Raw genomic sequence first — 24,799 nt, forward strand, 5'->3', positions numbered from 1 at the left:
GCTCGTCCTCGTTGAAAGGATCGATGCGCAGGCAAACGACGGCGAACCGCCGACGAAGCCTTCTTTGGCGTGATCGAAGTTATCGGCGTTGAAGTCATCCACGCCCACGCCGTTGCCGCCGGCGCCGATGAACGGGTTGGTGAACACGTCTTTATCGAAGAACGCCTTGATGGTGGTCATGTTCTGGTAGGCGAAGTTGCGCCCGACCACGCCTTCGCCGGTTACCGGATCGTAAGGCTTGCCGATGCCGGACAGCAGCATCAGGTGCACGTTGTGGAACTGGAACGCGCCCAGGATCACCAGATCGGCCGGCTGTTCAATTTCGCGGCCCTGCGCATCGACGTAGTTCACGCCGGTGGCGCGGGATTTGTCGTCGGTCAGGTTGACCTTCAGCACGTTGGCGTTGGTGCGCAGCTCGAAGCGTTTCTCCATGCGCAGCGCCGGCAAGATGTTGACGTTCGGCGAGGCCTTGGAATACATGTAGCAGGCGTAGCCGCTGCAGAAACCGCAGAAGTTGCACGGGCCCATCTGCGCGCCGTACGGGTTGGTGTAAGAATCCGAGGTGTTGGCGGACGGCAGGTTGTAGGGGTGGTAACCCACCTCCAGCGCCGCTTTCTCGAACAGCTGAGCGGAGTAGGTATTTTTCTGCGCCGGCAGCGGGAAGTCGTCGGAGCGATCCGGCGCAAAGCGGTTACCGCCCTTCTGCGCCACTTTCTGCCCTTTGATGGTCCAGGCGGTGCCGGAAGTGCCGAACACTTTCTCCGCCTTGTCGAAGAACGGCTCCAGCTCGTCGTAAGTCACGCCGAAGTCCTGGATGGTCATGTCCTTCGGAATGAAGTTTTTGCCGTAACGCTCTTCATAATGGCTGCGCATGCGCAGTTCGATCGGATCGACGCGGAAATGCACGCCCGACCAGTGCAGGCCGGCGCCGCCGACGCCGGTGCCCGGCAGGAACGCCGCCAACTGGCGGTAAGGCACCGCGGTCTGGCTGCTGTTATGGCGAATGGTGACGGTGCTTTTCGACAGATCCTGGAACAGCTTGCGCCGAATGTTATAGGTCAGCTCGTCGATCACCTGCGGGTAAGAACCGTCCGGATAGGTGTCGCGCATCGGGCCGCGCTCCAGCGCCACCACGTTGAGGCCGGCCTCGGTCAGCTCTTTGGCCATGATCGCGCCCACCCAGCCGAAGCCGACGATCACCGCGTCTACTTTTTTCATTACCGTTGCCATGGTTAGCCCCTCTCCCCACGAATCGAGACCGGCGGGAAGGGATAACGCTCCCCTCGCTCAACCCAGTCCATAAAATCGGCGCGCGCGCCCGGAAAATTAATCAGCTTCCAACCCACCATGTCTTTGTTGCCGCCATGGACAGGATCGCTGAAGAAACCTTCACGGGTGTTTTGCAGCAGATAGGAGAAGAACAGTTTCGACGGCAGTTGCTGGAACTCCGCTTCGCCGGACTCGAACTTTTGCAGCAGGGCGTCCTGCTGCGCGCCATCCAGTTCGGCGAAGGGCTTGCCGGCGTTTTTCTTGCTGTAGGCGTCGGCGTCTGCGATGCCGAGGTTGTAGATTTGTTTGGGCACCAGCGGCAGCTGATAGCCCATTTCCTTCGGCACATCGGGGTTGAACGGCCCCTGCATGTACCAGATGGAACCGGTGGCGTACGGGGTATTCATCTGGCGATCGATAAACTCCGGCACGCCGGCTTCCAGCGCGCCGGGGCCGCGTTCGTCGGCCGGGATCAGGCGCGCGACGGCAGCCTTGATGAAGGCCCACTCTTCCGGGGTGAAAAAGGTCGGTTGGTAATCGTTCTGCGTTGAGGTGTTCGAGGCCGCGACCGCCGGTGTCGGTGCCGTCAGCGCGCCAACGCCGCTGCCACCAATTACCGCCGCAGGAATTAAGGTCATCGATTTCAACAAGAAATCGCGCCGCGAATTGTTGGTTTTATGATTCGACATGTCACATTCCATCCAAAGATAGTCACAACTATTTAACCGCAACCTTGCGATCGATACGGGCTTTTAAAATAATTTGTTACTTATTTGTATATTTATTGAAGGTCAGTATCCGCACAAAAGCAAAAATGTTACCGGTAACTTATTGAATGAACGTAAAGATTTATCTGCTAACGTAAATTTAACTTTTTGTGCGGTTTTTCCGATAAGCGGTGAGGAAATAACGAAAAATGAGAGGTGGGTCGCGCGCTGGAACGGCGCCGAAAACAAAATCGGCCGCGTTAAGCGGCCGATTCGACAAAAGAGAGGATTACTGCGACATCGCCTGATAGGCGGTGGTCACCTTCCACAAATAGCGCGGCGCCTGCGGCGCCGGGTGCTTTTTCTGGATGTGCTGATAAAACTCATCCGGGCTCATCTGATTGATGCGATTGACCGCCACGCGCTTGTCCGAGGAGAAGGTGCGCAACATGGCGCCCGCCCCGTTCACGTACGAAACGATAGTGGCGTAACGCAAAGTCTGTGGGTTGTTGATCCCGGCTAGCTGCTGGCTTTGAAGAATATTGATATAGGCCGTTCCCAGATCAATATTGACCGCCGGATCCTTCAGCTCACGCGAGCTGGGTTGCCCGCTTCGTCCCTTCATGCGATAGGCGTCGCGGCCGGCGGTAGAAGCCTTAAGCTGCATCAATCCCACTGCGTTCGAGGTGCTGACCACGTTCGGGTTAAACCCGGACTCCACCTGAATAATCGCTTTAATCAGCGTTTCGTCAACGCCATAGTTGCTGGCCGCCTGACGAATGTAATCGTTATAAGCAACCGGGGTGCCCGTGCGGTTTACCGGTGCCTGCGGAGGGGGTTTTAACCAACCGCCGCGCGTTGTGCCACTGCCTGAAATATTGCTTGCCGTTTGCGGGTCTTTGGCGCACCCCGACAAAAGTAAAATTGCCGTAAGGCAACCTATTTTTGTTTTCACAGAATCCCTCACTCCTTTCAATGAGTTGCGTAGCATATACAACTTGTAAGGACACCTGCAGTAATTTTTTGGGCTAATCTCAAGCTATCCATATACCAAGAGGTGATTTATGAGTCAATCTGCAACAAGCTGCTTTGTGGTGACTTTTCGCTATCAGGAAGCGGGATTAACCGACCTGGCGAAGCTGACCGGGCAATTGACGCGCGAAGGTTTTGTCACGTCGGTGACAGACGAAAATGGCGTTCACCACGAACTCGGCAGCAACAGTTTTGCGTTCATAACCGTGTTGGATCAAGAGGATGTACTGCGCTTGGCGCAGGGGTTCGGGCAGTTGGCACTGGGAAAACAGCCGGAGGTGGCGATATGCAGCTGTGAGGACTACCTTCAGCGGTTACATACTGATACATAAAATGCTATAACTCCCCGGACGGTATTATTTTTTCAGTTGGAGAAATACCCCGCCGGCGGTGGGCAAGTGACGCTTGACTTCGCTTCAATTGATATTGATAATCATTTTCATTTGAACCAGGAGACGTCATCATGCCATTGATAAGTTGCGCTTTTCATCGCAGTCGCCCTGCCCGCGCTGCCGCACTGTTACGCCCTTTTACGCTCGCCTGCCTGCTGCTCGGCGCCGCCTTGGTCAGCCAAAACGCGCTGGCGGAAAAAAAGCTGCGCGTGGTGACCACCTTCACCATCATTCAGGATATCGCCCAGAACGTGGCCGGTGACGCCGCCGTGGTGGAATCCATCACCAAGCCGGGCGCCGAGATCCACGACTATCAACCGACCCCGCGCGACATCGTCAAGGCGCAGCACGCCGACCTGATCCTGTGGAACGGCATGAACCTGGAGCGTTGGTTCCAGCGTTTCTTCGAAAACATCAAGCAGGTGCCGGAGGCGGTAGTCACCGAAGGCATTACCCCGCTGCCGATCCGCGAAGGGCCCTATAACGGCAACCCGAACCCGCATGCCTGGATGTCGCCAAGCAACGCGCTGGTGTATATCGAGAACATTCGCAAGGCGCTGGTGGAGCACGATCCGGCCCATGCGGAAACCTATAACCGCAATGCCAAGGCCTACGCAGAGAAAATCGGCGCGCTGGACGCCCCGCTGCGCGAACGCCTGGCGCGCATTCCGGCCGCACAGCGTTGGCTGGTGACCAGTGAAGGCGCTTTCAGCTACCTGGCGCAGGACTATCAGTTGAAAGAGGTTTATCTGTGGCCGATCAACGCCGATGAGCAAGGCTCGCCGCAGCAGGTGCGCCGGGTGATCGACGCCGTGCGCACCCACCATATTCCGGTGGTGTTCAGCGAGAGCACCATTTCCGACAAGCCGGCCAAGCAGGTGGCGAAAGAAACCGGCGCCAAATACGGCGGCGTGCTGTACGTAGACTCGCTGTCCACTCGCGATGGCCCAGTGCCGACCTACATCGACCTGCTCAACACCACCGTGCAAACCATCGCCAGAGGATTCGATCAATGACCCATGAACCGTTTGTCCGCCCGGAGTTGAACGTGGACGACGTCACCGTGACCTACAACAACGGACACACCGCCATTCACAACGCCAGCTTTACCCTGAGCGGCGGTTCGATCTGCGCGCTGGTCGGCGTCAACGGCAGCGGTAAATCGACGTTGTTCAAAAGCATCATGGGCCTGGTCAGACCCACCGCCGGCCGGGTGTCGCTGAGCGACAAACCGGTGGCGGACGCGCTGAAAAAGAACCTGATCGCCTACGTGCCGCAAACCGAAGACGTCGACTGGAACTTCCCGGTGCTGGTGGAAGACGTGGTGATGATGGGCCGCTACGGCAAGATGAATTTCCTGCGCATTCCGTCACGTGAGGACAGGTTGCGGGTCGACAAGGCGCTGGAGCGCGTCGGCCTCAGCGAGCTGCGCGGCCGGCAGATCGGCGAGCTGTCCGGCGGCCAGAAAAAGCGCGTGTTTCTGGCGCGCGCGCTGGCGCAACAGGGCACCGTGCTGCTGCTGGATGAGCCATTCACCGGCGTGGATGTGAAAACCGAGAATGCCATTATCGAGCTGCTTCGCGCATTGCGCGACGAGGGGCATCTGATCCTGGTCTCCACCCACAACCTCGGCAGCGTGCCGGAGTTTTGCGATCGGGTGATCCTCATCAACCGCACGGTGCTGGCCGCCGGCCCGACCGAAACCACCTTCACGCAGAGCAACCTGGAGCTGGCGTTCGGCGGCGTGCTGCGCCATATCAACCTCTCCGGTCCGGATCTGCACGACGACAACGATCCGCGTACCGTTACGGTGTTGACCGACGATGAACGCCCGGCGGTGTTCTACGGCCACACCAAGAGCGATCCGCCGGCCAACAGCCAGGCCAGGGAGAAACAATCCTGATGCTGGATCTTCTGCTGCAACCTTTCAGTTATAACTACATGGTGAAAGCCATCTGGGTCAGCGCCATCGTCGGCGCCGCCTGCGCGTTCCTGTCCGCCTATCTGATGCTGAAAGGGTGGTCGCTGATGGGCGATGCGCTGTCGCACTCGGTGGTGCCCGGCGTGGCCGGCGCCTATGCCCTCGGCCTGCCCTACGCCGCCGGCGCCTTCTTCACCGGCATGCTGGCGGCGCTGGCGATGACGCTGGTGCGCCACATCACCCGGCTGCGCGAAGACGCCATCATCGGCTTTATCTTCTCCACCTTCTTCGCCGTCGGCCTGCTGATCGTTTCGCTCAATCCCACCTCGGTCAACGTACAGTCGATCATCTTCGGCAATATCCTCGGCATCGCCGACGAAGACGTGCTGCAGGTGGAAATCATCATCGGCGTTTCGCTGCTGATCCTGTGCCTGGTGTGGAAAGACCTGCTGGCGGTGTTCTTCGACGAAAGCCACGCGGTGTCGATCGGCCTGTCGCCGCTAAAGCTGAAGATCCTGTTCTTCACCCTGCTCAGCGCCTGCACCGTCGCCGCGCTGCAAACCGTCGGCGCCATTCTGGTGATCGCCATGGTGATCACCCCGGGCGCCACCGCCTACCTGCTGACCGACCGCTTCAGCCGGCTGGTGATCATCGCCATCATCATCGGCGCATTGACCAGCGGTATCGGCGCCTATCTGAGTTTCTTCCTCGACGGCGCCACCGGCGGCGTGATCGTCACCCTGCAAACGCTGGTGTTCCTGGCGGCGTTCTTCTTCGCGCCGAAACACGGCCTGCTGGCGGCAAAACGTCGCGTGGCGCATTCGCAAACCGGAGGCCGCTGATGGACACGCTCTACCAACTGCTCAGCGAACCCTTCGCCTACCCGTTCATGCAGCGAGCGATCGTCGCCGCCATCGTTACCGGCGTGGTGTGCGCCGTGCTCTCCTGCTATCTGGTGCTCAAAGGCTGGTCGCTGATGGGCGATGCCATCTCGCACGCGGTGCTGCCCGGCATCGTGGTGGCGTTCGTGGTCGGCATTCCGCTGGCGATCGGCGCCTTCCTTTCCGGCATCTTCTGCGCGGTGGCCACTGGCTACCTGAAAGAGAACAGCCGGGTGAAAGAAGACACGGTGATGGGCATCGTTTTCTCCGGCATGTTCGCCTTCGGCCTGGTGCTGTTCTCGCGCATCGACACCGACCAGCACCTGAGCCACATTCTGTTCGGCAACATGCTGGGCATCACCGACGGCGAGCTGAAGCAAACCCTGCTGATTGCCGGCATCACCCTCGCGGTGGTGTTGCTCAAGCGCAAAGACTTCATGCTGTACTGTTTCGACCCGCACCACGCCCGGGTGATTGGCCTGCCGGTCAAGCTGCTGCACTACGGGCTGCTTTGCCTGCTGGCGATGACCATCGTCGCCTCGCTGCAGGCCGTGGGGGTGATTTTGGTGATCGCCATGCTGATCGCCCCCGGCATCATCGCCTTTATGCTGTGCCGCCGGTTTGATCGCATGCTGATGGCGGCGACGGTGGTGTCGGTGTTCTCCTGCGTGCTCGGCACCCTGATCAGCTTCCACATCGACGGCGCCACCGGGCCCTGCATCGTCATCGTGCAGGCCGTGCTGTTCGTTGTCGCCTTGTTGTACAGCAAGCTGCGTCCGTTACAGGGTAACAAAAACGCCCCAATGGGCAGTTAAACGCCCCTCTGATGCGGCGGTGTTCCCCGCCGCATCCTATCTTTCCCTCGCTTATCCGTTGTCATCAAGTTGCAACCGGTATTGCGCTTAAATTAATCAATAGGGTATATACTTTGAGCTGGCGAGCCGTTGAAAAAATCGCCGCCTTTGACGCCGGCTGTGCGCCGCGTCGTGTTTTCACCACGGGAAAGACGCTAACCTAATGAATTATCAGGCAGCACAGAGGGGGAGATACCATGTGGCAAGCCGTTAGCCGTCTGTTAAGTGAACATCTTGGCAGCGCAGAGATACGCGAAAGGATTGAACTGCCCGGGGGCGACATTCACCCGGCGTGGCGCGTGAGTTACGGTGATAACGAGGTGTTCGTGAAATGCGACGCCCGGGAACAACTGCCGATATTCACCGCCGAAGCCGATCAACTGGCGTTGCTGGCGCGCAGCAAAAGCGTGCGGGTGCCGGAAGTGTACGGCGTCGGCAGCGATCGCGACTACAGCTTCCTGCTGCTGGAGTATCAGCAGCTGAAACCCCTCGATGCTCACGGCGCCTACTGCCTGGGCCAGCAGCTGGCGCATTTGCACCAGTGGAGCGAGCAACCGCAGTTCGGTCTCGACTTCGACAGCGATCTGACCACCACCCCGCAACCCAACGCCTGGCAGCGCCGCTGGTCGGAATTCTTCGCCGAGCAGCGCATCGGCTGGCAGCTGCAGCTGGCCGCGGAGAAAGGCATGACCTTCGGCGATATCGACGACATTGTCGATCGGGTGTATCTGCGCTTGCAGCACCACCAGCCGCAACCGTCCCTGTTGCACGGCAACCTGTGGCCGGGCAACTGCGCGATGACCGCCCACGGGCCGATTCTGTTCGACCCGGCCAGTTACTGGGGCGATCGAGAGTGCGATTTGGCGATGCTGCCGCTGTATCCGGAGCTGCCGCCGCAGATCTACGACGGCTATCAGAGCGTGTGGCCGCTGGGGGCCGGGTTTATCGAGCGCCAGCCGCTTTATCAGCTGTACTATCTGCTCAACCGCAGCAACCTGTTCGGCGGCCAGCATCTGGTGGCGGCACAACGCGCGGTGGAGGCGCTGTTGCAGCCGGAGGCGTCATAACGTTCCGGGGCGCCGAGCGGCGCCCCGTTGATGGCTCAGGCCGCGCCGGCCAATTGCCCTAACAAGCGGATCACGAACCAGGCGATCACCGCAATCACGATCGGCAGGATGTACAGCGGGAAGTACTGCAGGAAGATGGTGTGGTGCGGCAGCGTGATACGCTCCTCCAACTGCTGGCGCGTGTGCCCTTCGCTGCCCTTGGCCTGCTCCAGGATCATCTGATCTTCCAGCCCTTCGCGAATGAACTTGACCTGACGTGACATGCGCGCGCCGGAAGCCTGCAAGGCCAGCCCGACGAAGATCAATATATAGATGATGATGAACATCAAATTGGCGCCGCTGAACAGGCTTTTATCCACGTCAGGCACCGGCGAGTTGTACCAGAAAAGGTTCAGGAACGGCGTATTGAATCGCACCATATCCACCATCACGTGGACAAAATCCAGCATCACTGCGTTGATGCCTTTGGTTTTTTCACTGTGCTGATAGATAAAGCCCAGCACGGAAATCAGCGTCGACAGCAACGCCGGGATAAAAACCACCCATCCGAGAATGCGTTTCAAAATGGCGATACGCCCGGCCTGTTGATACGTCATGTGTTCCCCTTGTTAGCGACGTAACCGAATCGGCTAAGTCTACCTGCAGTTGGCGAAACTCGCCCACCGTTTTCTTCATTCCCGCTGTGCTACAAGCTTAGCCGAATTCGACAAAATCAACTGCTTAACGATATCCGGGCACTATCATTGAAGAGATAACGTTATCCATTCGGGCAGAGGCCGCCATGATTCGACTGATTATCTTATTGCTGGGCGCGCAGGCGCTGCACGGCCAGCGCCGCCTGCTGGTGCTGTTCGGTTGGCTGTGGATAGCCGCAGGGGCGCTGATGCTGTTCGACATACTGCAGGATGGCCGGTCCATGCTGGCGCTGGATGCGCTGGCGATCATCCTGGCGCTGGAGGGACTGGTGGCGATATCCGCCGCGCTGGTGATCGGCTCTTCGGCCAGCAGGCCGGTGCTGCTGAAGGGGCTGGGCTTCGTGTTTATGGCCTTTTTAACGTTGGACGTGCCCGCAGACGATAACATCGTCGCCACCGTGGTGTTTGGCAGCGCGCTGCTGCTTGACGGCGCCGTGCGCATCGCCTCCTCCACGGTGATTCAACACAGTCGATGGAAAGGCGTGGCGCTGGCGGGCGGCGGCGAGATCCTGCTTTCATTGATGATTTTTGTCGGCTGGCCAGCGCCGCATCGGATGACGGTGCCCTTTTGCCTCGGCGTGATGATGGTGCTTTCCGGCTGGGCCTTATTGCGTATCGCCCGCAGACTGACAAGCTTCTCTCTGAATCAGCACCCCGCGCGGCAGCCACCGCCCCCGGAGGATGAGACTGCGCCGCTCACGGTGTATGTCTGGACACCGATTGGTGCGGCTAAAGATCCGCGCCGGCGTTACATCGTCGACCGATACATCGCGGCGGTCGACGGCGGCGGCAATATCTCCACCGGTCACGCCGCTCTGGCGCTCGCGCCGGATGTATATATCAGCCACTACCCGCTCAACGACATCAGCCATTCCGTTCAGGATTTCCGCCAGTTGTTGCATGCCGGCGAACAGAACAACGTCGACGGGCGTTTCCTGCCCGACCTGCCGGGCGAGATCGCCGCCTGGTGCCCACCGGACAAGAAAATTCAATTCTACCGCTATAACCCGGCGGCGCTGCGCGCATTCTGGCTGCGTTATCGGCAGGACGCCACCTACAACCTGACTCGGCGCAACTGCTCCACCACGGTCATCGGCGCGCTCGACAGCGCGTTGGAAGGCGTGCTGGGCGATAAACATCTGTGGCGCCGTTTTCTGCTGCTGGTGCTGGATCCCAACCTGTGGATGCTGGCGGTACTGCGCAGCCGTGGCGAAAGCATGACCTGGACGCCAGGCTTGGTGCTGGACTATGCGCGCATGTTGCAACAGGTTACCGAGCGCCAGCACCAACGTTGGTGGCTAAAGCTGCGCGAAATGTGGACTATCCTTCGCTTTGGCAAAAGCCACACGCGCAGGCAAAGATTTTAGTCTCGCCGCCGGCGATGATAGAGTGTCGGCACATTCACCCACCCGCGCCGACAGGAGTTAACCGCTAATGGCTTATTCGCAACGCATTGAAACCGCAATTTTTGATATGGACGGCTTGTTGATCGACTCGGAACCGCTGTGGCTGCAGGCCGAGCTGGATATCTTCGGTGCGCTGGGTTTGGATCTGTCCGATCGTCACAAGCTGCCGGACACGCTGGGGCTGCGCATCGATCTGGTGGTGAAGATGTGGTACCAGGCGATGCCGTGGCAAGGGGTTTCGCTCGATGAGGTGTCGGCGCGGATTATCGAGCGCGCCATCGAGCTGGTGCACGAGACGCGCCCGCTGCTGCCGGGCGTCCAGCAGGCGCTGGAGCTGTGCCGCAGTCAGGGGCTGAACATCGGCCTCGCCTCCGCCTCGCCGCTGCACATGCAACGGCAGGTGCTGAAGATGTTCGATCTTGAAGGTTACTTCGATCAGCTGGTTTCCGCCGAATACCTGCCATACAGCAAGCCGCACCCGGAGGTCTACCTGATCGCCGCCGAACGCCTGGGCAGCGATCCGCTGCGCTGTATCACGCTGGAAGACTCCTTTAACGGCATGATCGCCACCAAGGCCGCGCGCATGCGTTCCATCGTCATCCCGGCGGCCGAATACCGTCACGATCCGCGCTGGGCGCTGGCAGACCACAAGCTGGAGACCCTGGAACAGCTCACTGCCGCTCACTTTGCCTGACCAGCGGCGCCGGCCGCCGGCGCCCTGCTTTTGCCGCTCTGCGTTATAAAAGGGATCCGTACCGCAAAATAAACAAAACAGCGTTTCATTATTATTGAATTAGCATGTTGTTATTATTATGCTGGGCGGCAGGAAAGCGACGGTCCGCGGAGCGTTGTCACTGCCACGCAGCGCTGTTCAGGGCCGCCGCTTCCTCCCGCCACACGCCAAGCCACCGTCCTTTTTTCTCATCTTAATGCATCACCCATTGCCCGCTTTTTATTCTCGCCCGTCAAAATCGATGATTTGTTACGCATTGCCGTAACAAGCCGTTGTAAAACAGGGAAAAATAAACAATTGGTTACAGGGTAACTGCTTCCACTACTGGGAATTTTCCCATATACTGGATAAATTAACAGTTTACCAGCCGGAATCGCAACAGCATGACCGCGGAAGGACACCTTATATTCTCTGTCGCTTGCGCGATCTTCGCCAAGAAGGCGGAAGTGACGCCAGAGCTGGCTACCGGCGACTGGTGGCACATCATACCCGCCGCGCTGCTGACCTCGCTGCTGCCGGACATCGATCACCCCAAGTCGGTGCTGGGCCAGCGCCTGCGCTGGATCGCCTTGCCCATCGCCCGCGCCTTCGGCCACCGCGGTTTCACCCACAGCCTGCTGGCGATCGCCGGCGGCATGGCGCTGTTCCAGCTGGACGTGCCGCGCAGCTGGCCGATCCCTGCCGACGCGCTGCACGCCATGATCATCGGTTACTTCAGCCATCTGCTGGCCGATATGCTCACCCCCGCCGGCGTGCCGCTGCTGTGGCCATGCCGCTGGCGTTTTCGCCTGCCGCTGCTCAACTCGCAAAAAGGCAACCAGCTGGAGCGGGTGCTGTGTCTGTGCCTGGTGGCGTTTGCCATCTGCTGGCAAGGTGATTTCACCCTGCCGGTGCAATCCTATGTCGAGCAAATCAGAAATATCAGACTCTGATCACAAAAAAACGCTTAACCCATCACCTTGATGTATATAAAACGAACAAAAACACACAAAAAGCTATATCAAATTCCATTTGGATATAAGTGGGCCACTCGGCAAACTGTTACGATATTTACATCGCGACATACGTGATGCGTTGTCGTTTTTATAAGAAAGATTATTGGAGACATTGGGGATGAATCTTCCGCTCGTGATTAACGTGCTGGTGTTTGTCGCGCTCCTTTTGCTGCTGGCGCAAACCCGCCACAAGCAATGGAGCCTGGCGAAAAAAGTGCTGGTCGGCCTGGTGGTCGGCGTGGTGTTCGGTCTGGGCCTGCAGCTGGTGTACGGCTCCGACAACCCGGTACTGAAAGAATCCATCAGCTGGTTCAACATCGTCGGCAACGGCTATGTGCAACTGCTGCAAATGATCGTCATGCCGCTGGTGTTCGCCTCGATCCTGAGCGCGGTGGCCAAGCTGCATAACGCCTCTTCTCTGGGCAAAATCAGCGTACTGACTATCGGCACGCTGCTGTTCACCACGCTGATCTCCGCGCTGGTGGGCGTGCTGGTCACCAACCTGTTCGGCCTGACCGCCGAAGGCCTGGTGCAGGGCGCGCAGGAAAGCGCGCGCCTGACGGCGATCCAGACCAACTACGTGGGCAAACTGGCCGACCTGACCGTGCCGCAGATGGTGCTGTCGTTCATCCCGAAAAACCCGTTCGCCGATCTGACCGGCGCCAGCCCGACGTCGATCATTAGCGTGGTGATTTTCGCCACCTTCCTCGGCGTGGCGTCGCTGCAGCTGCTGAAAGACGACAAGCCGAAAGGCGAGCGCGTGTTGGTGGCTATCGACACCCTGCAGGCCTGGGTGATGAAGCTGGTGCGTCTGGTCATGAAGCTGACGCCGTATGGCGTGCTGGCGCTGATGACCAAAGTGGTCGCCGGTTCCAACATTCACGACATCGTCAAGCTCGGCAGCTTCGTGGTGGCCTCCTACATCGGCCTGGCCATCATGTTCGTGGTACATGCCATCCTGCTGGCCTTCACCGGCGTGAACCCGATGAAGTTCTTCCGCAAGGTGTGGCCGGTGATCACCTTCGCCTTCACCAGCCGCTCCAGCGCCGCCAGCATTCCATTGAACGTGGAAGCGCAGACCCGTCGTCTGGGCGTGCCGGAATCCATCGCCAGCTTCTCGGCGTCGTTCGGCGCCACCATTGGCCAGAATGGCTGTGCGGGCCTCTACCCGGCGATGCTGGCGGTGATGGTTGCGCCGACCGTCGGCATCAACCCGCTGGATCCGGTGTGGATCGCCACCCTGGTCGGCATCGTCACCATCAGCTCCGCCGGTGTGGCGGGCGTGGGCGGCGGCGCCACCTTCGCCGCGCTGATCGTGCTGCCGGCGATGGGCCTGCCGGTGACGCTGGTCGCGCTGCTGATCTCGGTCGAACCGTTGATCGACATGGGCCGCACCGCGCTGAATGTCAACGGCTCCATGGCGGCAGGCACCATCACCAGCCAGCTGATGAAGCAAACCGACAAAGCCGTGATGGACAGCGAAGACGAAGTCGAACTGGCTCACCGCTAACGCCGTCTCAGAACAAAAAAACCGGGGATTATCCCCGGTTTTTTTATGCCCCGCTTTCGGTCGTTACGGCCGCTCGCCGTTCGCCAGCCGCCGGTTGATATCGGCGATCACATCCGGTAATTGCGCCAGCGTGTCTATCACATAATGCGCGCCCGCCGCGTACAGCTTATCGACGGCCGCCGTGCGGCGCTGCGCTATTTCCCCCGCCGCCATTTGACGGTACTCCGACCAGGTAGCGCCGAACTCGTTGCCGGACAGCGCCAGCCCGACGCTCCACATCCCGGCGTTCAGCCCTTCGGCAATGCCCGGCACCGCGTCATCCACCTTCACGCAGTGCGCCACCGCATCGATGCCCAGCACGATGACGTTCTGCAACGCCATCCACGGCCCCGGCCGCCCGCCGGCCGCGAGATCGTCAGTGGCGACCCAGTAATCCGGCGCGTAACCGCGCTGCGCGGCGGCCGGCGCCAGCACCTCCATCACCGCGCGCGGATAACCGGAGCAGGAGCCGATTTTAATGCCCTGTTCGCGCAGCCCGGCAATCACCTGCGGCACGCCCTCAATGGGATCGGCGAAGTCGATCACTTTGGCGATTTGCAGCGGCATAAACGCCTGATAAAGCGCGTCGATGTCTTGATGGCTCATCGAGCGGCCCAGCTTCTGTCGCCAACGCGCGTCGACCGCCGGCAGTTTGCCTAGCGCCTCGATGTGCTGCCATTTGCCGAGGCCCATCGGAATGCGCGCTTCCGCCAGGCTAATATCGATATCGAAGGTGTGTTTGAACGCCTCGACGAAAATCTGCGTCGGCGCAAAGGAGCCAAAGTCCACCGTGGTGCCGGCCCAGTCGAGGATCACTGCGTTGATCTGTTTCATGGTCAATCCTTATTGATTCCAGTACATCGCCTGCCCGACGGCCGCCAGCAAACGTTCGATATCCTGCGGATAAATTTCCCCGATGTTGCCGATGCGGAAGCAGTCGCTCTGCGACACTTTGCCGGGATAAATCACGAAACCTTGCTGCTTCAGGCGCTGATAAAACTCGGCGAAGCGGTAAGTGTCGGCCTTCGGCGAATAGAACGCGGTGATGATCGGCGAATGCAGCGCATCGTCCAGCAGGGTTTCAAAGCCCAGCTCGCGCATGCCCGCCACCAGCCGACGCTGATTAGTCTGATAGCGGTGGTGGCGCGCGGCAATGCCGCCCTCTTGTTCCAGCTCTTTCAGCGCCTGCGCGAAGGCCAGCACGGTGTGGGTCGGCGACGTAAAGCGCCATTTGCCGGCCTGATCCTCCATACAACGCCACTGGGCATACAGATCCAGCGACAGCGAGCGTGAACGGCCGGCGCATTTCTCCAGCTCGCTGCGGCGGGCGATGACAAAAGCGAAGCCCGGCACGCCTTGAATGCATTTGTTGGCGGAGCTGATCAGAAAATCGATGCCCAGCGCGTCCACATCCAACGGAATGCCGCCGAAGCTGCTCATGGCGTCGACGATAAAGGTCTTGCCGTTGCGCGCCGCCAGACCGGCAACCTTCTGCAGCGGGTTGAGCATGCCGGTGGTGGTTTCACAGTGCACCATGGCGATATGGCTGATGCGCGCATCGCTTTTCAGCACCGCCTCCATCGCCGTCACATCCGGTTCATTCACCTCACCGCAGTCGAAAGCGTGGTGGTCGATATCCATCAGCCGCGCCATTTCGATCATCCGCGCCCCGTAGGCGCCGTTGTTGACGATCAGCAGCTTGTCCTGCGGGCCGATGACCGTGCCCAGCACGCCCTCTACCGCGAAGCTGCCGCTGCCTTGCAGCAGCACCGAGGTATAACCGGCGGACGGCGTCGCCAGCGCCACCAACCGTTGGCGAATGCGCTGCACCACGCCGAGGTTGTAATCTTCATCCCAGGTGCAGCTGTCATACAGCATCGCCTCTTTCACCGTTTTCGACGTGGTCAACGGGCCGGGGGTCAACAGCAGGTAGTTACGATCGGACATGTTATTCACCTATTGGTCTATACCAGATTGCGGGCATTGTGGCGGCAAATTCCTGCCCCGGTCAAACGACAAAGCGCGGTGAAACAAAAAATTCATCTGGCTATGTATAATAAGCGCGTGCCGGAATGTCGGGCCGATGCCATAGCGAGACGAAATGAAAGAACATCAGGGCGATATGCCTCACTACCTGCAGATCAAGGATCAGCTTCAGGCGCGCATCACCCGCGGCGCGCTACAGGCCGGCGATAAGCTGCCTTCGGAGCGCGAGCTGTGCGCCATCTTCTCCACCACCCGCGTCACCATTCGCGAAAGCCTGGCGCAATTGGAAGCCACCGGCGCCATCTACCGCGCCGATCGCCGCGGCTGGTTCGTCACGCCGGAACGGCTGTGGCTGGATCCGACGCAGAACACCAACTTCCACCGTCTCTGTCAGGAGCAAGGGCGCACGCCGCGCACCGCACTGCTGTCCGGCGAAAAAACCACGGTGCCGCTCGACGTGATGCAGTCGCTGGCGCTCGAACCGTTCGATCAGGTGTATCTGCTGCGCCGCGTGCGGTATGCCGACGGCCGCGCCATCTGCTATTGCGAGAACCACTGCCTGCCGCAGCGGGTGCCGGCACTGCTCAGTCACGATCTCAACGGCAGCCTGACCGAGGTTTATCAACAGCATTACGATTTGATTTACAGCAACATGCACCTGTCGTTCTACCCGACCGCCCTGCCTTATCGCGCCGCCAACGCGCTCGGCGCCATGGTCGGCCTGCCCGCGTTGCTGCTGCGCCGGTTGAATTACGATCAGCACGGCCGCATTCTCGATTTCGATATCGAATACTGGCGCCACGACAGCCTGCGCATCGAAGTCGATACGCTTTAACCCCCTGCATGACGGGGCTGCGCCTGCCGCTCCGCCTTTCTCTCCCACGCCTAATCCCCGTCTCCGGCAACTATATTTTGCCGCTTTCATTTGTTTGTCATATTTGCCGATTAGCTTGGCCGCATATCTGGTGTATACCAGTTTCGCATAAACCCGCACAGTGAGGCTGAAGCTATGAAATTCTCTCGTCTGGTCGTGATGACCGCCATCGCACTCGGCGCCGCGCCGGCCTGGGCCGCCGACGCGGTGGTGACCGTCTACTCCGCCGATGGTCTGCACGACGGCGATCACAGCTGGTATCAAACCCAGTTCGACGCCTTCACCCAGGCGACCGGCGTCAAGGTGCAGTACGTCGAAGGCGGCTCCGGCGCCATCGTGGAACGCCTGTCGAAGGAGCGCAGCAACCCGCAGGCCGACGTGCTGGTGACGCTGCCGCCGTTCATCCAGCGCGCCGGCGCGGAAAAACTGCTGCAGGATTTCACCCCGCAGGATGCGGCGCAGATCGCCGACGCCCAGCCGCAGTTCGTGCCGCTGGTGAATAACTACCTGAGCTTCATCTATAACGCCAAACTGCTGCCGCAGGCGCCCGCCAGCTATCAACAACTGCTGGACGCGCAATTCCGCAATAAGCTGCAGTACTCCACGCCGGGTCAGGCGGGTGACGGCACCGCGGTGATGCTGCAGGCGTTTCACAGCTTCGGCAGCAAAGATGCCGGTTTCGACTACCTCGGCAAGCTGCAAAGCAACAACGTCGGCCCTTCGGCCTCCACCGGCAAGCTGACCGCGCTGGTCAATAAAGGCGAGTTGCTGGTGGCCAACGGCGATCTGCAGATGAATCTGGCGCAGATGCGCAGCAACCCGAACGTGAAGGTGTTCTGGCCGGCCGGGCCGGACGGCAAACGCAGCACGCTGGTGCTGCCTTACTACATCGGCCTGGTGCAAGGCGCGCCGCAAAGCGCCAACGGCAAAAAACTGATCGACTTCCTGCTGAGCAAAGAAGCGCAGAGCAGCGTCAGCGCCATTTCCTACGGTATGCCGGTGCGCAAGGACGTCACCCCGACCGACGATAACTTCAAGCAGTCGCAGGCGGCGCTGAAAGGCGTGGACATCTGGGCGCCGGACTGGAACCAGGTGGTGAGCAGCCTGTCCGCCGATATCTCCCGCTGGCGCCAGGTGACCGAATGACGCTGACGATGCCTTCTCCCCTCTCTTCCCGCGCCGAGGCGCGGGATAGCAGCCTCGACATCGCCGGGCCGTCGGGCATTCAGCTCAACCGCGTCAGCGTGTCGTATCGCGGCACCGAGGTGCTGAAACCCCTGACGCTCACCATCGCCCCCGGCGAAGTGCTGGCGCTGATCGGCCCCTCCGGCTCGGGCAAAACCACCGTGCTGCGGGCGATCGCCGGATTCGTGCAGCCCTCCGCCGGACGCATCGCCATCGGTGACATCGATGTCACCGACGTGCCGCCCTATGAGCGCGGCCTGGGCATGGTGGTACAGAACTACGCGCTGTTTCCGCATATGCGCGTCGAGGACAATGTGGCGTTCGGCCTGCGCGCGCAAGGCAAGCCGCGCGGCCTGACCGCCGAGCGCGTCGAAGAAGCGTTGGCCATCGTCGGCATGTCCGCCTACGCCAAGCGCTATCCCAGCCAGCTTTCCGGCGGCCAACAGCAGAGGGTGGCGATCGCCCGCGCCATCGCGGTGCGTCCTAAAGTCTTGCTGCTGGATGAGCCGCTGTCGGCGCTGGACGCGCAAATCCGTCACAGCATGGTGGAAGAGATCGCCCGCCTGCACCGCGAGCTGCCGGATCTGACCATCCTGTACGTCACCCACGATCAGGGGGAAGCGCTGACGCTGGCGGACAAGATCGGCATCATGCGCGACGGCCACCTGATCGCCCACGGTGAAACCCGCGCGTTGTACCACCATCCGACGAACCGCTTCGCCGCCGAGTTTCTCGGCCGCGCCAATCTGCTGCCGGCCACCGCCCTTGAGACTACCGCGCAGCAAGGCATGACCACCGTCAGCTGCGCCGGCAAAGTGATCGGTTGTTTCACCTACGGCGCACAACGCGGCTTCGACAAGCTGCTGTGCATCCGGCCGCAGCATATTGCGCTTGATGCCGACGCCCAGCGCAGCAACTGCCTCATCGGCACGCTGCGCGATATTCATTGGCAGGGGGAGCTGACGCACCTGCAGTTCGAGGTACAAGGCCATTCGCTGCGCGTGGTTACCACCCATCGCAGCCGGATGCCGCAGATCGGCGAGCGCGTGCCGCTCTATTTCGCCCCCGACGATGCGGTACTGATCGAGGACTGACATGACCGACTCTACGCTTATTCGCCCGGCCCTGCGGCTGCGTTTCCCGCGCAGTCTGTGGATCCTGCTGCCGCTGCTGGTGCTGGCGACGCTGTTTTTCTACCCGTTGGCGCTGATCGTCAAACAGGCGTTTACCGACGATCAGGGGCTATTCAGCGCCGCCGCGCTGCAACAGGTGTTCGAATCCCGGCGCTTTGTCAGCGCTCTGCTCAACACGCTGCAGATTGCGCTGCTGGCGACGCTGGGCTGCCTGGTGCTCGGCACCCTGCTGTCGCTGCTGCTGGTGTTCACGCCGTTCCCCGGCAGCCGACTGATCGCCCGGGTGATCGATACCTTTATCGCCATGCCGACCTTCCTGATCACGCTGGCCTTCACCTTTATCTACGGCTCCGCCGGTCTGCTGAACGGCACGCTGATGACGGCCTTCGGTTTCACCCTGCCGCCGGTGGACTTTCTTTACTCCATCTGGGGGGTGATCCTGGCGGAAATCACCGTGTTTATGCCGCTGGTGATGCGCCCGCTGATGGCGGCATTGTCGCAGATCGATCGCAGCCAGCTCGAGGCCGCCAGCATTCTCGGCGCCCGGCCGGGGCGCGTGGTACGCCAGGTGATTTTACCGGCCGCGCTGCCGGCCTTGCTGGCCGGTGGCAGCCTGTGCCTGCTGTTGACCACCAATGAGTTCGGCATCGTGCTGTTTATAGGCGCCAAGGGCGTCACCACGCTGCCGATGATGGTCTACACCAAAGCGATTCTGGAGTCGGATTACGCCGTCGCCTGCACGATCGCCGTCGTGAATATCGCGCTGTCGCTCGGGCTGTTCTCCCTTTACCGCTACGCCGCGGCGCGCGCCGGGCTGAGGAACTGACGATGTTGATATGGTCCCGCACCGGACGCACCCTGACCTGCACGTTGACGATCTCGCTGTTCGCCCTGTTCTTCTGCCTGCCGCTGGCGGTGATCCTGATGTCCAGCCTCAGTGAACAGTGGAACGGCGTGCTGCCGAGCGGTTTCACCCTCAACCACTTCCGCCAGGCGTTCAGCGGCGCCTCCTGGGACGCGCTGGTCGCCAGTCTGGCTATCGGTTTCAGCGCCAGCCTGTTCGCGCTGTTGTGCGGCACCTGGGCGGCGCTGGCGCTGCGCCACGCGCCTGAACGCGGCCGACGGCTGCTGGGCACGCTGTTTTTCATTCCCAGCGCGGTGCCTTCGGTCTCTATCGGTTTGGGGATGCTGGTGGCGTTCAGCCAGGGGCCGCTGCAGATGAACGGCACCTTCCTGATCGTGCCCGCCGCTCACTTCGTGCTGATTTCCGCCTTTGCCTTCGGCAACGTGATGGCCGGGTTGACCCGGCTGCCTGGCGACTACGAGAACGTCGCCGCCAGCCTGGGCGCTTCGCCGCTGTTCCGCCTGCGCCACGTCACCCTGCCGATGATCGCCCCCTACATGATCTCTGCCTTCGCGCTCAGCCTGTCGCTGTCGATGGGGGAACTGGGCGCGACTATGATGATCTACCCGCCGAGTTGGGCGACGCTGCCGGTCACGATCTTCAGCCTGACCGATCGCGGCAGCATCGCCAACGGCGCGACGCTGACCATGATCCTGGTGGCGGCCACGCTGTTGCTGATGTTGGTGCTGGAGCGGATTGCGCAGCGGCTGACGCCGGGCGCAAAATAGCAACAAGGCGCTGCCATGGCGGCGCCTTGCTCATCGAAACGCAGGTCAGAACGGGTAGTCGTGATAGCCCTGCAGCTCGGAAATGCGTCGGGCGGCGACGTGCAGCAACGCCACATACTCCTCCCGCGCCGCGTCGGAAAAACGCAGCGTCGGGAAAGAGATGCTCAGCCCGGCGATCGCCACCCCGAACCGATCGAAGACCGGTACGGCGATGCAGCGGATCCCCGCCTCCTGCTCTTCGGCATCTTCGCCGAATCCCTGCGCTCGTACCCGATCCAGCACCGGCAACAGTTCGGCGGCGCTGGCCAAGGTATGCTCGGTGCTGCGGGTAAATTCAATCTGCGACAGGATCTGCGCCACCTCATCCCGATCGCGCCAGGCCAGCAGCACTTTACCGATGGCGGTGCTGTGCAGCGGGTTACGGCGACCGATGCGCGAATACATGCGCAGGTTGTACATCGCGTCGATCTTGTGGATATAGACGATACCGTCCTCATCCAGAGCGCCGAGGTGGATGGTTTCGCGGGTGCGGTTCGACAGTTCACGCATCTGCACGTCGGCGCTGCGGATCAGATCGACGTTCTCCAACGATTTGGCGCCCAGTTCGAACAGCTTGAGCGTCAGCGCATACTTTTCTGTCTCGCCCTCCTGCGAAACGTAGCCCAGCGCTTTCATGGTCTGCAGAAAACGGTAGACGGTGCTTTTAGACATCATCACCCGTTGGGACAGTTCGGTAATGCCAATCTCGCGCTCATCGCCAAGCGCCTGCAGAATGCCGAACACTTTCATCACGGATGAGACGGCATCCGGTTGCTTGTCTGAATCTGCGTTAGCCATGGTGCATACCCTACTTAACGGTTTTGTTTCAGGAAATTTAAACAAGGGTTTCAGTATAATCGGAACAGATCGCAGCGCGCAACGCGGCTGAACGCTAAGCAATTGAAGCCAAATGGATAACCGTTGGCCCGCTCACCGCCGTTTACAATTAAGCGGACAAGGGGCATGCAATCACGGGCGAATATGATTAGCATGATAATACTCCCCTGAATAAATACCGCTGAGACCAACATGCGTCCTTGTTCCGACGGCCTCCCCGTCCCGCAACGCTATGGGGCGATCCTCGCCATCGCCCTCGGCATTACCGTATCCGTGCTCGACGGCGCGATAGCCAACGTGGCGCTGCCCACCATCGCGCGCGATCTCAACGCCAGCCCGGCCAGCTCCATCTGGGTGGTCAACGCCTATCAACTGGCGATCACCGTGTCTCTGCTGTCGCTGGCGTCGCTCGGCGATCTGGTCGGCTATCGCCGCATCTATCAGGCCGGATTGCTGGTGTTCAGCATCACCTCACTGTTCTGCGCACTGTCCGACTCGCTGCTCACCCTGACCATCGCCCGCGTGCTGCAAGGCTTTGGCGCCGCCGCCATCATGAGCGTCAACACCGCGCTGATCCGCATCATCTACCCGCAGCGTTTTCTCGGCCGCGGCATGGGCATCAACTCGCTGATTGTCGCCTGCTCCTCGGCGGCCGGGCCGACGGTGGCGGCCGCTATCCTGTCGGTCGCGTCCTGGCAGTGGCTGTTCGCCATCAACCTGCCGATCGGCATCGTCGCGCTGCTGCTGGGGATGAAATTCCTGCCGGCCAACGGCCAAAAAAGCGATAACCGCCGTTTCGATCCCACCAGCGCGGTGCTGAACGCGCTGACCTTCGGCCTGCTGATCACCGCCATCAGCGGCTTCGCCCAGGGCCAGAGCCTGACGCTGATCTTCAGCGAAATCGCCGCACTGCTGGCGATTGGCGCGGTGTTCGTGCGCCGTCAGTTGCGCCAGGAATTCCCTCTGCTGCCCGTCGACCTGCTGCGCATCCCGATCTTCGCCCTGTCGATGGGCACCTCAATCTGTTCGTTCGCCGCGCAAATGCTGGCGATGGTGTCGTTGCCGTTCTTCCTGCAAACCGCGTTGGGCCGCGACGAGGTGGCGACCGGGCTGCTGCTGACGCCGTGGCCGCTGGCGATCGTGGTGATGGCGCCGATCGCCGGTCGGCTGGTGGAGCGCGTGCACGCCGGCCTGCTGGGCTGCATTGGGCTGGCGGTGTTCGCGCTCGGGCTGTTTTCGCTGGCGCTGCTGCCGGCGGCGCCGTCGAATATGGACATCATCTGGCGCATGGTGCTGTGCGGCGCCGGCTTCGGCCTGTTCCAGTCGCCCAACAACCACACCATCATCTCCGCCGCGCCGCGCAACCGCAGCGGCGGCGCCAGCGGCATGCTGGGCACCGCCCGCCTGCTGGGGCAAACCTCGGGGGCCGCACTGGTGGCGCTGATGTTCAACCTGTTCCCTACCTCCGGCACCCACGCTTCGCTGATCCTGGCAGGCGTGTTCGCTACCCTGGCGGCGGCGGTCAGCGGCCTGCGCATCACCCAATCGACCGCGCAAACGGCGCAGCCCCGCCGCGAGGCGAAATAGAGGACATTGAAAGAGCCGAAACCCAATCGATTTTAAAACCGACGCGGCCTGCCTGAGCCGGGCCGCGTCGAGTGCGATGCAGGCCTGGCGTCAGTCGCCGCTCCTCAAAGGGCTGCGGCCTTGTCGTAGACACGCTAAATAGGCGTCGTCATCCGGATACCAGCCAACAATGCGTTGGCCGTCGTTATCCACCCCCTCGAAGCCCTTCAGTAAGCCAGGGGCGAACATCCGCTTTATCAGATCTTCGGCCTGCGCGCTGTCGATGCGGCAATCACAGCGCGTGTCTCCGTCAACCTGAACGAAGTTCTGCAACGAAGCGAGACACCGCGCGTCGAGATCGCCATGGACATGGATAAACTCCCCCGTCTCTACCAGAGTGAGCGCGGTCAGGTCTCCCCCCACCACGAATGCGCCGTCGTTTCCTGAGCTGCAATAGGCATGGCGTATGCGGACATCATCACGCACGACCAGTCCGCCCCAGCAAATCAGCGTATCCGCCTGCAGCCGACCCAGCACGACAATGCCGCTGTCCTCGCGCTGCGGTGACACCGCCAGGCATCCTTCCACGATCACATCGCCGTCCACGATCAGGTAATCGTACTCGTGGCTGTCGTGCTCATCGGGGAAAAATGCCGGGAGGTGAAGATCGCCCGAATGCCAGCGAATAACCGGCTGTTCAGCATCGTCATCATACCGGTTGAACAATTCCGCAACCGCATCGGCGACACCGCCAGCCAATTCGGCCAGGCGCGCCGGCACCTCATCACCGTTGAGTAAGGGAAGATGGTTGATTTTCATAGGGCCTCAGGGACAAATGTCATAGCGCCAAAGCATATAACATGCGCCTCCAAAGCCAAACAGCCGGCCGTAACCGAGCACGATGCGGCTTACCCACTCACCGGGAGAACGGGCACCGCACCTGCCCAGGCTGAGAGGCAGAAAGACGCTATTTGCAGGTGGGCTTCAGGGACTTCGGACGCTGCTGCGCAGCATTAACGCCCGTAGACTTTGGTGAGGCGCTTTACCTCATTCATTGCCGAATTTCATTGTTGAATCCGTCACCGCCGCTGACCAAGCGGTTCAGGTATGCCATAAAAAAACCCCGGCAAGCCGGGGTTTTCCTTTCATTCAGCCGATTATTTCAGGTACTGGCCGGAACGCAGCGCTTCGATACGCTTGTCGAGCGGCGGATGCGACATGAACAGCTCGCTGAACGACTTGGATTTGCCGTTGATGCAGAACGCCATCATGCTGCCCGCTTCCTGCGGTTCATAGCTGGTTTTCAGACGCTGCAAGGCGGCGATCATCTTCTCGCGGCCCACCAGTTTGGCGGAGCCGGCGTCGGCATAGAACTCGCGGTGACGCGAGAACCACATGGTGATGATGCTCGCCAGGATGCCGAACACCAGTTCCAGCACCATCGACACCGCGAAGTAAATCATCGGGTTGCCGTTGCCTTCCCCTTCGCCATCACCGTCGCGGTTGCCGAGGAAACCGGCGGCGACCTGCGCGATCAGGCGTGAAATGAAGATGACGAAGGTGTTCACGATGCCCTGAATCAGAGTCATGGTCACCATATCGCCGTTGGCGACGTGGCTGATTTCGTGCGCGATGACCGCTTCCGCTTCGTCGCGGCTCATGCTCTGCAGCAGGCCGGTGCTGACGGCGACCAGCGAGGCGTCGCGGCGTGCGCCGGTAGCAAAGGCGTTGATGTCCGGCGCGTGGTAGATAGCGACCTGCGGCATGGCGATGCCCGCCTGCTGCGACTGACGGCGTACCGTTTCCAGCAGCCAGTTTTCGGTTTCGTTACGCGGTTGTTCAATCACTTCCCCGCCGACGGAGCGCAGCGCCATCCACTTGGACATCAGCAACGACACGAAAGCGCCGCCGAAGCCGAACAGACCGGCCATGATCATCAGGCCCTGAACGCTACTGGATTGGATTCCTGTCAGGCTGAGCACCAGCCCGAAAACCAACATCACCGCCAGGTTGGTGAGCAGGAACAGAGCTATACGCATCATAAAA

General features: G+C 60.7%; 25 protein-coding genes. 16 read left to right on the forward strand and 9 right to left on the reverse strand.

The features are described from left to right. The 3 genes from ADK28_RS13270 to ADK28_RS13280 all read right to left on the reverse strand — a co-directional run. Positions 1-1,230: GMC family oxidoreductase N-terminal domain-containing protein (locus ADK28_RS13270; protein WP_048795874.1), on the reverse strand; the 1,230-nt coding region annotated here is incomplete at its 3' end. Between the two features lie 2 nt (positions 1,231-1,232). Continuing rightward, the gene (locus ADK28_RS13275; protein ID WP_048795863.1) at positions 1,233-1,958 is read right to left on the reverse strand and encodes a gluconate 2-dehydrogenase subunit 3 family protein; all 726 of its coding nucleotides are present in this window, start codon (positions 1,956-1,958) and stop codon (positions 1,233-1,235) included. 307 nt (positions 1,959-2,265) lie between these two features. Next, entirely contained in the window at positions 2,266-2,931 is a 666-nt protein-coding gene (locus ADK28_RS13280; protein ID WP_004931439.1) for a transglycosylase SLT domain-containing protein, read from the reverse strand. Between the two features lie 109 nt (positions 2,932-3,040). On the opposite strand from ADK28_RS13280, the gene ghoS reads away from it, so the two are divergent. The 6 genes from ghoS (at position 3,041) to ADK28_RS13310 (ending at position 8,123) form a co-directional block, all read left to right on the forward strand. After that, complete coding sequence (ghoS, locus tag ADK28_RS13285) at positions 3,041-3,340, forward strand: type V toxin-antitoxin system endoribonuclease antitoxin GhoS (protein WP_016927977.1); 300 nt, start codon at positions 3,041-3,043, stop codon at positions 3,338-3,340. Positions 3,341-3,471: 131 nt separating this feature from the next. Beyond that, a complete protein-coding gene (locus ADK28_RS13290; protein ID WP_048795864.1) occupies positions 3,472-4,416 on the forward strand; it encodes a metal ABC transporter substrate-binding protein in 945 nt (314 codons plus the stop codon). Next, positions 4,413-5,303, forward strand: coding sequence for a manganese/iron ABC transporter ATP-binding protein (locus ADK28_RS13295; RefSeq protein ID WP_048795865.1), 891 nt, complete (start codon positions 4,413-4,415; stop codon positions 5,301-5,303). Before ADK28_RS13290 ends, ADK28_RS13295 begins: the two co-directional genes overlap by 4 nt. Continuing rightward, positions 5,303-6,163 carry an iron/manganese ABC transporter permease subunit YfeC gene (gene yfeC, locus ADK28_RS13300; RefSeq protein ID WP_033640519.1) on the forward strand — a complete coding sequence of 287 codons (861 nt, stop codon included), beginning with the start codon at positions 5,303-5,305 and terminating at the stop codon, positions 6,161-6,163. The genes ADK28_RS13295 and yfeC overlap by 1 nt, the downstream gene beginning before the upstream one ends. Continuing rightward, positions 6,163-7,017 (forward strand): metal ABC transporter permease, encoded by an 855-nt coding sequence (locus ADK28_RS13305; RefSeq protein ID WP_033640520.1) that lies wholly within the window; start codon positions 6,163-6,165, stop codon positions 7,015-7,017. Before yfeC ends, ADK28_RS13305 begins: the two co-directional genes overlap by 1 nt. A gap of 236 nt (positions 7,018-7,253) precedes the next feature. After that, positions 7,254-8,123, forward strand: a complete 870-nt coding sequence (locus ADK28_RS13310) for a fructosamine kinase family protein (protein ID WP_004931452.1) — start codon at positions 7,254-7,256, stop codon at positions 8,121-8,123. 35 nt (positions 8,124-8,158) lie between these two features. Here the strand turns inward: ADK28_RS13310 and ADK28_RS13315 are convergent, their stop codons facing one another. After that, entirely contained in the window at positions 8,159-8,719 is a 561-nt protein-coding gene (locus ADK28_RS13315; RefSeq protein WP_004931453.1) for a YniB family protein, read from the reverse strand. A 185-nt stretch (positions 8,720-8,904) separates the two neighbouring features. On the opposite strand from ADK28_RS13315, the gene ADK28_RS13320 reads away from it, so the two are divergent. The 4 genes from ADK28_RS13320 (at position 8,905) to ADK28_RS13335 (ending at position 13,462) form a co-directional block, all read left to right on the forward strand. After that, entirely contained in the window at positions 8,905-10,185 is a 1,281-nt protein-coding gene (locus ADK28_RS13320) for an HdeD family acid-resistance protein (RefSeq protein WP_033640521.1), read from the forward strand. 67 nt (positions 10,186-10,252) lie between these two features. Then, positions 10,253-10,918, forward strand: coding sequence for a hexitol phosphatase HxpB (hxpB, locus tag ADK28_RS13325; RefSeq protein WP_033640522.1), 666 nt, complete (start codon positions 10,253-10,255; stop codon positions 10,916-10,918). Between the two features lie 422 nt (positions 10,919-11,340). Next, positions 11,341-11,889, forward strand: a complete 549-nt coding sequence (locus ADK28_RS13330) for a metal-dependent hydrolase (protein ID WP_004931456.1) — start codon at positions 11,341-11,343, stop codon at positions 11,887-11,889. 181 nt (positions 11,890-12,070) lie between these two features. After that, positions 12,071-13,462: an L-cystine transporter gene (locus ADK28_RS13335; protein ID WP_016927986.1), complete on the forward strand. Its 1,392-nt coding sequence runs from the start codon at positions 12,071-12,073 to the stop codon at positions 13,460-13,462. Between the two features lie 63 nt (positions 13,463-13,525). Here the strand turns inward: ADK28_RS13335 and phnX are convergent, their stop codons facing one another. Both phnX and phnW read right to left on the reverse strand, forming a co-directional pair. Beyond that, complete coding sequence (gene phnX, locus ADK28_RS13340) at positions 13,526-14,335, reverse strand: phosphonoacetaldehyde hydrolase (RefSeq protein ID WP_048795866.1); 810 nt, start codon at positions 14,333-14,335, stop codon at positions 13,526-13,528. Positions 14,336-14,344: 9 nt separating this feature from the next. Next, positions 14,345-15,448 (reverse strand): 2-aminoethylphosphonate--pyruvate transaminase, encoded by a 1,104-nt coding sequence (gene phnW / locus ADK28_RS13345; protein WP_033640525.1) that lies wholly within the window; start codon positions 15,446-15,448, stop codon positions 14,345-14,347. Positions 15,449-15,602: 154 nt separating this feature from the next. Between phnW and phnR the strand changes: the two genes are divergently transcribed. The 5 genes from phnR to ADK28_RS13370 all read left to right on the forward strand — a co-directional run bounded on the left by phnR (position 15,603) and on the right by ADK28_RS13370 (position 20,311). Continuing rightward, positions 15,603-16,322, forward strand: coding sequence for a phosphonate utilization transcriptional regulator PhnR (phnR, locus tag ADK28_RS13350; RefSeq protein WP_048795867.1), 720 nt, complete (start codon positions 15,603-15,605; stop codon positions 16,320-16,322). Between the two features lie 174 nt (positions 16,323-16,496). Next, complete coding sequence (locus tag ADK28_RS13355; RefSeq protein ID WP_048795868.1) at positions 16,497-17,507, forward strand: 2-aminoethylphosphonate ABC transporter substrate-binding protein; 1,011 nt, start codon at positions 16,497-16,499, stop codon at positions 17,505-17,507. An 8-nt stretch (positions 17,508-17,515) separates the two neighbouring features. Further along, the gene (gene phnT, locus ADK28_RS13360) at positions 17,516-18,640 is read left to right on the forward strand and encodes a 2-aminoethylphosphonate ABC transport system ATP-binding subunit PhnT (protein WP_048795875.1); all 1,125 of its coding nucleotides are present in this window, start codon (positions 17,516-17,518) and stop codon (positions 18,638-18,640) included. Between the two features lies 1 nt (position 18,641). Continuing rightward, positions 18,642-19,505: a 2-aminoethylphosphonate ABC transporter permease subunit gene (gene phnU, locus ADK28_RS13365; RefSeq protein ID WP_048795869.1), complete on the forward strand. Its 864-nt coding sequence runs from the start codon at positions 18,642-18,644 to the stop codon at positions 19,503-19,505. Positions 19,506-19,507: 2 nt separating this feature from the next. Then, complete coding sequence (locus ADK28_RS13370; protein WP_048795870.1) at positions 19,508-20,311, forward strand: ABC transporter permease; 804 nt, start codon at positions 19,508-19,510, stop codon at positions 20,309-20,311. A gap of 45 nt (positions 20,312-20,356) precedes the next feature. On the opposite strand, the gene kdgR is transcribed toward ADK28_RS13370, so the two are convergent. Next, complete coding sequence (gene kdgR / locus ADK28_RS13375; RefSeq protein ID WP_028128163.1) at positions 20,357-21,148, reverse strand: DNA-binding transcriptional regulator KdgR; 792 nt, start codon at positions 21,146-21,148, stop codon at positions 20,357-20,359. 231 nt (positions 21,149-21,379) lie between these two features. On the opposite strand from kdgR, the gene ADK28_RS13380 reads away from it, so the two are divergent. Next, positions 21,380-22,774: an MFS transporter gene (locus ADK28_RS13380; RefSeq protein WP_048795871.1), complete on the forward strand. Its 1,395-nt coding sequence runs from the start codon at positions 21,380-21,382 to the stop codon at positions 22,772-22,774. Between the two features lie 90 nt (positions 22,775-22,864). On the opposite strand, the gene ADK28_RS13385 is transcribed toward ADK28_RS13380, so the two are convergent. Next, entirely contained in the window at positions 22,865-23,572 is a 708-nt protein-coding gene (locus ADK28_RS13385) for a hypothetical protein (RefSeq protein ID WP_048795872.1), read from the reverse strand. A 338-nt stretch (positions 23,573-23,910) separates the two neighbouring features. After that, positions 23,911-24,795, reverse strand: a complete 885-nt coding sequence (gene htpX, locus ADK28_RS13390) for a protease HtpX (RefSeq protein ID WP_016927998.1) — start codon at positions 24,793-24,795, stop codon at positions 23,911-23,913. Positions 24,796-24,799 lie beyond the last annotated feature (4 nt).

Origin of the sequence: Serratia sp. 506_PEND, from assembly GCF_001076875.1 — a bacterium.
In the GTDB taxonomy this organism is placed as follows: domain Bacteria; phylum Pseudomonadota; class Gammaproteobacteria; order Enterobacterales; family Enterobacteriaceae; genus Serratia; species Serratia marcescens.

What these genes read in the sequence shown, in the direction of transcription:
- htpX (WP_016927998.1), bottom strand. Translation starts at nt 24,795, where the DNA reads ATGATGCGTATAGCTCTGTTCCTGCTCACCAACCTGGCGGTGATGTTG.
- ADK28_RS13335 (WP_016927986.1), top strand. Translation starts at nt 12,071, where the DNA reads ATGAATCTTCCGCTCGTGATTAACGTGCTGGTGTTTGTCGCGCTCCTT.
- ADK28_RS13330 (WP_004931456.1), top strand. Translation starts at nt 11,341, where the DNA reads ATGACCGCGGAAGGACACCTTATATTCTCTGTCGCTTGCGCGATCTTC.
- phnW (WP_033640525.1), bottom strand. Translation starts at nt 15,448, where the DNA reads ATGTCCGATCGTAACTACCTGCTGTTGACCCCCGGCCCGTTGACCACG.
- ADK28_RS13320 (WP_033640521.1), top strand. Translation starts at nt 8,905, where the DNA reads ATGATTCGACTGATTATCTTATTGCTGGGCGCGCAGGCGCTGCACGGC.
- ADK28_RS13355 (WP_048795868.1), top strand. Translation starts at nt 16,497, where the DNA reads ATGAAATTCTCTCGTCTGGTCGTGATGACCGCCATCGCACTCGGCGCC.
- ADK28_RS13295 (WP_048795865.1), top strand. Translation starts at nt 4,413, where the DNA reads ATGACCCATGAACCGTTTGTCCGCCCGGAGTTGAACGTGGACGACGTC.
- ADK28_RS13290 (WP_048795864.1), top strand. Translation starts at nt 3,472, where the DNA reads ATGCCATTGATAAGTTGCGCTTTTCATCGCAGTCGCCCTGCCCGCGCT.
- phnT (WP_048795875.1), top strand. Translation starts at nt 17,516, where the DNA reads ATGCCTTCTCCCCTCTCTTCCCGCGCCGAGGCGCGGGATAGCAGCCTC.
- phnX (WP_048795866.1), bottom strand. Translation starts at nt 14,335, where the DNA reads ATGAAACAGATCAACGCAGTGATCCTCGACTGGGCCGGCACCACGGTG.
- hxpB (WP_033640522.1), top strand. Translation starts at nt 10,253, where the DNA reads ATGGCTTATTCGCAACGCATTGAAACCGCAATTTTTGATATGGACGGC.
- yfeC (WP_033640519.1), top strand. Translation starts at nt 5,303, where the DNA reads ATGCTGGATCTTCTGCTGCAACCTTTCAGTTATAACTACATGGTGAAA.
- ADK28_RS13310 (WP_004931452.1), top strand. Translation starts at nt 7,254, where the DNA reads ATGTGGCAAGCCGTTAGCCGTCTGTTAAGTGAACATCTTGGCAGCGCA.
- ADK28_RS13385 (WP_048795872.1), bottom strand. Translation starts at nt 23,572, where the DNA reads ATGAAAATCAACCATCTTCCCTTACTCAACGGTGATGAGGTGCCGGCG.
- ADK28_RS13380 (WP_048795871.1), top strand. Translation starts at nt 21,380, where the DNA reads ATGCGTCCTTGTTCCGACGGCCTCCCCGTCCCGCAACGCTATGGGGCG.
- ADK28_RS13305 (WP_033640520.1), top strand. Translation starts at nt 6,163, where the DNA reads ATGGACACGCTCTACCAACTGCTCAGCGAACCCTTCGCCTACCCGTTC.
- ADK28_RS13370 (WP_048795870.1), top strand. Translation starts at nt 19,508, where the DNA reads ATGTTGATATGGTCCCGCACCGGACGCACCCTGACCTGCACGTTGACG.
- ADK28_RS13315 (WP_004931453.1), bottom strand. Translation starts at nt 8,719, where the DNA reads ATGACGTATCAACAGGCCGGGCGTATCGCCATTTTGAAACGCATTCTC.
- ADK28_RS13275 (WP_048795863.1), bottom strand. Translation starts at nt 1,958, where the DNA reads ATGTCGAATCATAAAACCAACAATTCGCGGCGCGATTTCTTGTTGAAA.
- ghoS (WP_016927977.1), top strand. Translation starts at nt 3,041, where the DNA reads ATGAGTCAATCTGCAACAAGCTGCTTTGTGGTGACTTTTCGCTATCAG.
- kdgR (WP_028128163.1), bottom strand. Translation starts at nt 21,148, where the DNA reads ATGGCTAACGCAGATTCAGACAAGCAACCGGATGCCGTCTCATCCGTG.
- phnR (WP_048795867.1), top strand. Translation starts at nt 15,603, where the DNA reads ATGAAAGAACATCAGGGCGATATGCCTCACTACCTGCAGATCAAGGAT.
- phnU (WP_048795869.1), top strand. Translation starts at nt 18,642, where the DNA reads ATGACCGACTCTACGCTTATTCGCCCGGCCCTGCGGCTGCGTTTCCCG.